The organism is Xanthomonas nasturtii, assembly GCF_001660815.1.
Lineage (GTDB): Bacteria > Pseudomonadota > Gammaproteobacteria > Xanthomonadales > Xanthomonadaceae > Xanthomonas > Xanthomonas nasturtii.
In genome coordinates, this window is the sequence record NZ_LYMI01000018.1 from 70,175 (window position 1) to 76,174 (window position 6,000).

General features: G+C 58.5%; 6 protein-coding genes and 2 pseudogenes. 5 read left to right on the plus strand and 3 right to left on the minus strand.

Annotation, left to right across the window (positions count from 1 at the left end; genetic code table 11):
• Positions 1-161 precede the first annotated feature (161 nt).
• The 3 genes and pseudogenes from A7D16_RS21425 to A7D16_RS08495 form a co-directional block, all read left to right on the plus strand.
• Positions 162-755: pseudogene (locus A7D16_RS21425) on the plus strand (transposase); the annotation flags it as partial.
• 666 nt (positions 756-1,421) lie between these two features.
• On the plus strand, positions 1,422-1,709 hold the full coding sequence (locus A7D16_RS08490) for a helix-turn-helix transcriptional regulator (protein ID WP_064631655.1): 288 nt from the start codon (positions 1,422-1,424) through the stop codon (positions 1,707-1,709).
• 208 nt (positions 1,710-1,917) lie between these two features.
• Complete coding sequence (locus A7D16_RS08495) at positions 1,918-3,204, plus strand: YagK/YfjJ domain-containing protein (RefSeq protein WP_064631657.1); 1,287 nt, start codon at positions 1,918-1,920, stop codon at positions 3,202-3,204.
• A gap of 164 nt (positions 3,205-3,368) precedes the next feature.
• Here A7D16_RS08495 and A7D16_RS08500 read toward each other — a convergent pair whose 3' ends face one another.
• A complete protein-coding gene (locus A7D16_RS08500; RefSeq protein WP_239686968.1) occupies positions 3,369-4,001 on the minus strand; it encodes a hypothetical protein in 633 nt (210 codons plus the stop codon).
• 337 nt (positions 4,002-4,338) lie between these two features.
• Positions 4,339-4,749 (minus strand): hypothetical protein, encoded by a 411-nt coding sequence (locus A7D16_RS08510; protein ID WP_064509770.1) that lies wholly within the window; start codon positions 4,747-4,749, stop codon positions 4,339-4,341.
• 149 nt (positions 4,750-4,898) lie between these two features.
• On the opposite strand from A7D16_RS08510, the gene A7D16_RS08515 reads away from it, so the two are divergent.
• A complete protein-coding gene (locus A7D16_RS08515; RefSeq protein WP_228318198.1) occupies positions 4,899-5,096 on the plus strand; it encodes a helix-turn-helix domain-containing protein in 198 nt (65 codons plus the stop codon).
• Positions 5,097-5,208: 112 nt separating this feature from the next.
• Here the strand turns inward: A7D16_RS08515 and A7D16_RS08520 are convergent.
• Positions 5,209-5,496: pseudogene (locus A7D16_RS08520) on the minus strand (JAB domain-containing protein); the annotation flags it as partial.
• 117 nt (positions 5,497-5,613) lie between these two features.
• Here A7D16_RS08520 and A7D16_RS08525 point away from each other — a divergent pair.
• The coding region (locus A7D16_RS08525; RefSeq protein ID WP_161945028.1) for a transposase at positions 5,614-6,000 on the plus strand (387 nt) is incomplete at its 3' end.

Genomic DNA, 6,000 nt, shown 5'->3' on the forward strand with positions numbered 1-6,000 from the left:
CTGCGGAAGCTGGCTGCACCACAGCCCCGCAAGGGTCTGGGCCCACCGGAGGGGACGAAAGAAGAATGGCGCCCCCTCCCTCCACTTGGCCGCTTTAGCGGCCAAGTGGAGGGAGGGGGCAGTACCTCGAAATGTCCACCTGACCACCGCTGATTCCGTAAGTAAGGCGTTCGTCTAACGGCGGATGGCCGCGTATCGGCGATCAGCAAGCCCTTAACGGCATCTTCTATGTCTTTCGCACGGGCATCCCGTGGGAGGACCTTCTCATAGAACGCGGCTATAGCAACGACATGTCCTGCTAGCGCCGGTTGCGTGATTGGCAAGAGGCGGTTGTCTGGCACCGTTTGCATCAGATCTTGCAGGCCGAGCCACGACGGGCCGAGAAGCTGGATCTGAGCCGAGCAAGGCATCCCCGTGAGGCGCCTACACCGGACCAAAACCTGACCGATCACTACATACTGCGCCGACAGTCAGCACGACTCGGTGGTGTTTGAAGAGTTGCTTGATGCCTTGCCCGCCAGCTCTCTCAAACGGCGCGGTATAACCTCCCGGATCGCATACAAGGGGATCGAGAGGGCAACGACCGATTGGGTCGTCTTCGCTGGGTCGTTGAGCGCACCCATACCTGGTTTGCACGCATGGGCAAACTGCACACCCGTTTTGAACGCCGCATCGATATCCACTTAGCACTGCTCTCACTCGCTTGCTCCATCATCTGCCTACGGCTTGTTCTGGGTTTTGTTGGCGACTTTTGAGGGTTTCAGATTTTTTTGAATCGCCGCAGCGCGAGACTAATGCGACTAGATCAGATAGGCCAAGCGCATCAGAAAACATCGCCCGTTTGGCACCCAGATCGCCTGAAAATTCTCACTGGATCCAGCGTGCTTAGTTGAAATGCTCCAGCCAAGTTAAGGGCTGCCGCATGACCTGCAGCACAGACGCCGATGTAAAGCACGCCTGCTCATCGGCAAGCCCACTGCTCCTCCAGCGAAATGCCGACGCGCTCGGGAGGCCACGCCATCACCCTAGCCCACCTCGGAAGCGCCCCTAGAGGCAGAAGGAGTCATGCCGGCAAGCTGCGGCCCAGGCCCCGACGCTGGATCGTTATGCCATCCGGCCGACCACGACTGGGCCGGCTGGAAACCTGGACCTAGTGCCGGCTCCGCTACGACGGTCCGGCGCCAGCGCGGAAACGCCATTAATTGGGCCGGGTTGGGGCGGCAAGTTGGTTCCTCGGCAGGGGATGCACCAATGGATCCGCGCTTGGCAGCAAGCGCCGGGCTGATGCCTGGGTCCAGGGGTCAATTTCCCCAACCCTTTTTCCCGTGATCGCGGTTTTCCGGTCCTTATACGCCTCCCCAGAAAACGCGCATCGTTCCGGCAGGCAGGCAAGGGGCCTGTCGCTGCACCGAGATCGCGTTATGAACCTTCGCTACAACCGTTCGACCCATACGAACCATTCGCAAAATACCGAAACGGGGGGCGTCGTGCCCCCGGCTACGCGCTCCAAGCGAGTCATCCGCAAGAAGGACCTGGCGAAGAAGCTCTCGTGCTCCGAGAGCACCATCGATAACCGCCTGAATCCGTCGAGCCGCTGGTATGACGAAACGTTCCCTCGACCCGTTCCCTTGGGTGCTGGCGGCTCGCGCAGCTCCGCTAAGGGTTGGATCGAATACGTCGTGGACGAGTGGCTGGAAAGCCGCATCTAAATTTCCCGCCACACGTAACGACCTCACTAAGTCGACGCAGCAACTCAGCACACAAAGACCCAAAGGAGCTGAGGTTTTTTAGTTTCTAGAAACGGATAATCAGGCTATCGATCGCGCCTGAATTCCGGTTTATATCATATTAAATTAAATTATATTAACTAATTAATTTAATATTGAATCAATCAGCACATGACAGCGAGGAATTCACATGAACGAGATCGATAAGTCCAACTCGTACAACCAGGTAACTAACTTTGACAGTGAACTGCCTAAAGATCAGATGACCGACCGTCTCATCACTCTCCAGCCCAAGGGCACCCAGATGCGTCCGGCAGAGCAGAACCACCACCTCTTCGTACGTAAGACCAGTCAACGCTACGGATACACCTGGATCGGGCAGGAGTACGACTTCATCTGTTGGCTTCTCCGAGCGGAGAAGCTGGTTAATGCCATCGTCCAGCATGACGACCAGCCCATTGAAGTTGCGTACGATCGAAGGGGACAGCCCCGCCATCAGCTGACCAAGACCGGCAAAGCGTTCTTTAACGTCTGCAAAGGCTACAACCAAGACCGTGCGGAGTACTACAAGCACCATCGCTTCAACCCTCCACTGACCGTCATCCTGAATGTCGTCGACCAATGGTCGTCTGAGCTCCTTAAGCACACGAACCGCAACGGCGACGCACTGATGAGTGAGCCACGAACGCGTGAGATTGTCGAGCGCGCGGTTGCCTCCATCCGCGCGTCATGTCGGAACCAGGCATACAAGGACCAAGTCGACAATTACAAACGCAACGAAGAAAAGAACATCGCCAGCTGCTGCGATTATCTGGCAGCCCAGTTCCAGCGGCGTTCGCAACTGCTGATTCTACGGCTCGACCTCTACTTCCGGCCGGCGTTCAAGGGCTGGGGCTATACCCGTGAAGCGGACGGGCACTACGCAAGGCTCCTGCGCGCCCTGCGGGAGAATCGAATCGTTCCCGACGTCCTGGGCTACATCAGCAAGCGTGAGGCCGGGATTGATCGGGGCATCCATTTCCACGTCCTCGTCATTCTGGACGGGCACAAGCATCGCGACGCTGCCAATTTGACCCGCATGATCGGAGAAGACTGGGTCCGGCGCTGTGGCCATGGGGATTACAAGGATGGGGTGGATGTCGGCGAGACGGGCAAAAAAGATAAGGCGAGCTACTTCAACTGCTACACCCGGCTGGATCAGTACCGCTTCAACTGCCTGGGTCTGATCCATCCAACAGATGCAGACAAGCTACGCGGCTTGCGTCTGGCAATCGAGTACATGTGCAAGGAAACTACGCAACTAAAACCCAGCCCACCTAAGTCCCACGAAGGTAACCAGGACCTCGACATCGCGAGCAGGAAGGGAATCCGCAACCTGCGCAAGGGCATCATGCCGAAGGGTCACAGCGGCCGTGGGGCGCCACGGAGCAGCGGCCTTGATACTTCAGCCGTTGATCGAGAGTTGCTGAAGAAGTGATCTCAAATCTAGCTTTCAGACGAAGGGCCGGCTTGCCGGCCCTTCGTCTTGATACGCCCCGGGAAGTGAGCCGTGATACGCCCGGTGTTTCCTGGACACCTTAACGCCATGGAAAATGGCAGATTCTGAGGTGTCCATGAGCAGCAAGCGGCATACGGCGGAGTTCAAGGCGAAGGCTGCACCTGCAGCCACTTGCTCCCATGAAACACGTACAAGGCGTCCTCTTCCGTTGACGGACAGCAGTCCGGATCATCCGGCCCTTGTACAAGCAGCTTCACATGCACCGTGCCGTCTTCCACGCTCGCATTCTGAGCAGCAACTCCGAAGCCGGAAACGGACGTGGTGCCGGCCAGCTGCAGCTGGCCGGTTTCCTCGCGCTGGAAAGCCGCTAGGTAGCTACCAGCTCCGTTGCCACCGCCACCACCTTCCAGGGTGTACAAGGCCACCACTTCTGGCCTGCCATCTCCGGTCAGATCGCCCTCCACTAGTTTCCGTGCCTCCGTGTACTCGGTAGCTCCGTCGGCCTTCTTCGCCTCCTGGGCGATGGCTGCGTTGATGACCTCTGCGTCCGGCGTGATCTGGACAGCTTCCTGCGAAGGCGCTTTCTCTGCCTCGGCTTTTACGCCCTTGGCGGCATCGCACTGGATAGCTTCGGCCTCTACTCGCTTGGTACCCGCCGGAACCTTACAGCCAGCCAGATTGAGCTCGCCGGCTTTCGTTACCTCATCTGCTTTGCCACACCCCGTTAAGGCTAGCGCGGCTAGCAGGATCGTTGCGGACCGGTAAATCTGCTTCATCTTCATTTCCTTACCGCTTCCTGCGCTGTTGTGCGGCATTGGCCAATTGATCGATGAAGTCCGGAGGCGGAGAACCCTCGGACTGAATTGCAACAATTCCTTCTTCCCCGTAATGCGACTGCCGCTTGTCGAAAGCGCATTCGCAGACAGACTCGTTCCCTCCGCTATTCGCACAGCTGCCAATGACGTCGCTGCGCGCCTTGTCCGCCTTGCTGCTGCATGCTTCAAGCATCAGCAAGGTAGCCAGGGCGTGCACTGCGGGGGCAGCAGCCGGTCAGCAGCTGATGATTCTAGGTTGCCATCTGGATGGTTGTGCGCGAACAGCCGCCAGTCGATCCTAAAAGATCGGGCCGAGCATCGACTTTTCATAGGACAGGAGCGTCTGAGAGTCGCCTTGGTCCGTTTCCACTCGGTAGCGGAAGTTGCGTTCGCGGCCTGGCTGGTAGTCGTAAGTGATGCTGGCTTCGCATTCGTAGACGTCTGTGTCCTTGTCATAACTCAGGACGCGGATTTTGGATACCTCGTAGTTGTCCGGGATTTTCCGGAAGGCCTCAACGTTAAACATGTCCATGTACTTCTTGGCTTCCGCGCTGTTCTCGTACCACGTCACGCGCTTCTCCACCGCTTTGACGATCACGTCGTGGATCAGGTCCATGGTCTTGCCATCACCACAGTCAGGCGTGCCACCGACACAACCCGACAAAAGAACAGACACCAGCACCATGCTGGCTGAGACGATTCCCTTCATTTGATTCCCCTGTGTTTGTTAGGTGACCGAGTTGGACATAGGACGATTGGGCTAGCCCAGACATCGCCAAATGCTAATCTTAGTATGTCGAATAGTAGTATTCAAACCCAGACCATCTCGCGATGGCTCGGGCAGCTCACGAAACTCGGTTGGTCACCGTCTTTGCTGGCAACGTCCGGCGATTGAGAAAGGAGCGCGGGCTGTCGCAGGAAGACCTTGCTGAGGCAGCCGGCGTCCACAGGACCTACATCGGTATGCTCGAGCGTGGCGAGAAGAATGTGACCATCTACAACATCGAGCGCATCGCACTGGCGCTTCGGGTTCGCCCCGGGTCACTTCTCGACTGACGGCAATCCTGTGGCCGGCCCTTCAGGGCTCGGCCACTGAACGTGGAACAAGACGAGTCGATGTACGGCCTTGGCCGGGCGCGCTGTGCCGAGACCGACCCCAGAGCGGATGTCAGCCCAACACCCATCCTCGGGTGGCCATCGAAACCGCCTGGTGGGCCGTGACCACGAAATGGTCCAGCAGCCGGATCTCCACCAACTGCAAGACGGTCTTCAACTGTATCGTGACAGCCCTGTCGGCTGCTGAGGGTTCAGTATGGCCGCTCGGGTGGTTGTGAGCCAAGATGACTGCCGCGGCGTTCAAGGCCAACGCGCGCTGGACGACGATACGCGGATGCACCTCCGCGCCCTCCACGGACCCGGAGAATAAGCGCTCTACCCCGATGAGCCGGTGCTGATTAGTCGCCCCTGAAAAACCCCCAAACCACATCCATTGCAGGGCGTCCCCCGCATTTTCGGCGTGCTGGAACTGCCAGTTTTCGTTACTGTACGCGCTGGTTTCTGGCAGTTTTCGCCCATGCGTACACGCCGTCCTGCCGCCGAGCAGTTGCCTGCCGATGAGTTGTTTCGTTCGCGTCTGGAAAACCAGATCGACCTGCGCCATCCACTGGTTCAGCTGAGCCATCGGCTGCCGTGGAGTGCGTTGGAGCAGGCGCTATTGCCGCGATTGCCGGCCACAACTGCCAGCGGCGGACGGCCCGGCCTGCCGATGCGTCTGATCGCCGGGCTGCTCTACCTCAAGCACGCCTACGACCTGTCCGACGAGGCCGTATGCGCGCGCTGGCTGGAAAATCCGTACTGGCAGTTCTTCACCGGCGAGGTGGTATTCCAGACCTGCTTGCCGTGCGATCCCAGTTCCCTGACACGTTGGCGACAGCGTCTGGGCGAAGCGGGCATGGAAGAG

Bases quoted from the DNA above. Each gene is read 5' to 3' on its own strand.
- A7D16_RS08495 (WP_064631657.1), top strand. From the start codon at position 1,918: ATGAACGAGATCGATAAGTCCAACTCGTACAACCAGGTAACTAACTTT.
- A7D16_RS08490 (WP_064631655.1), top strand. From the start codon at position 1,422: ATGAACCTTCGCTACAACCGTTCGACCCATACGAACCATTCGCAAAAT.
- A7D16_RS08500 (WP_239686968.1), bottom strand. From the start codon at position 4,001: ATGAAGCAGATTTACCGGTCCGCAACGATCCTGCTAGCCGCGCTAGCC.
- A7D16_RS08510 (WP_064509770.1), bottom strand. From the start codon at position 4,749: ATGAAGGGAATCGTCTCAGCCAGCATGGTGCTGGTGTCTGTTCTTTTG.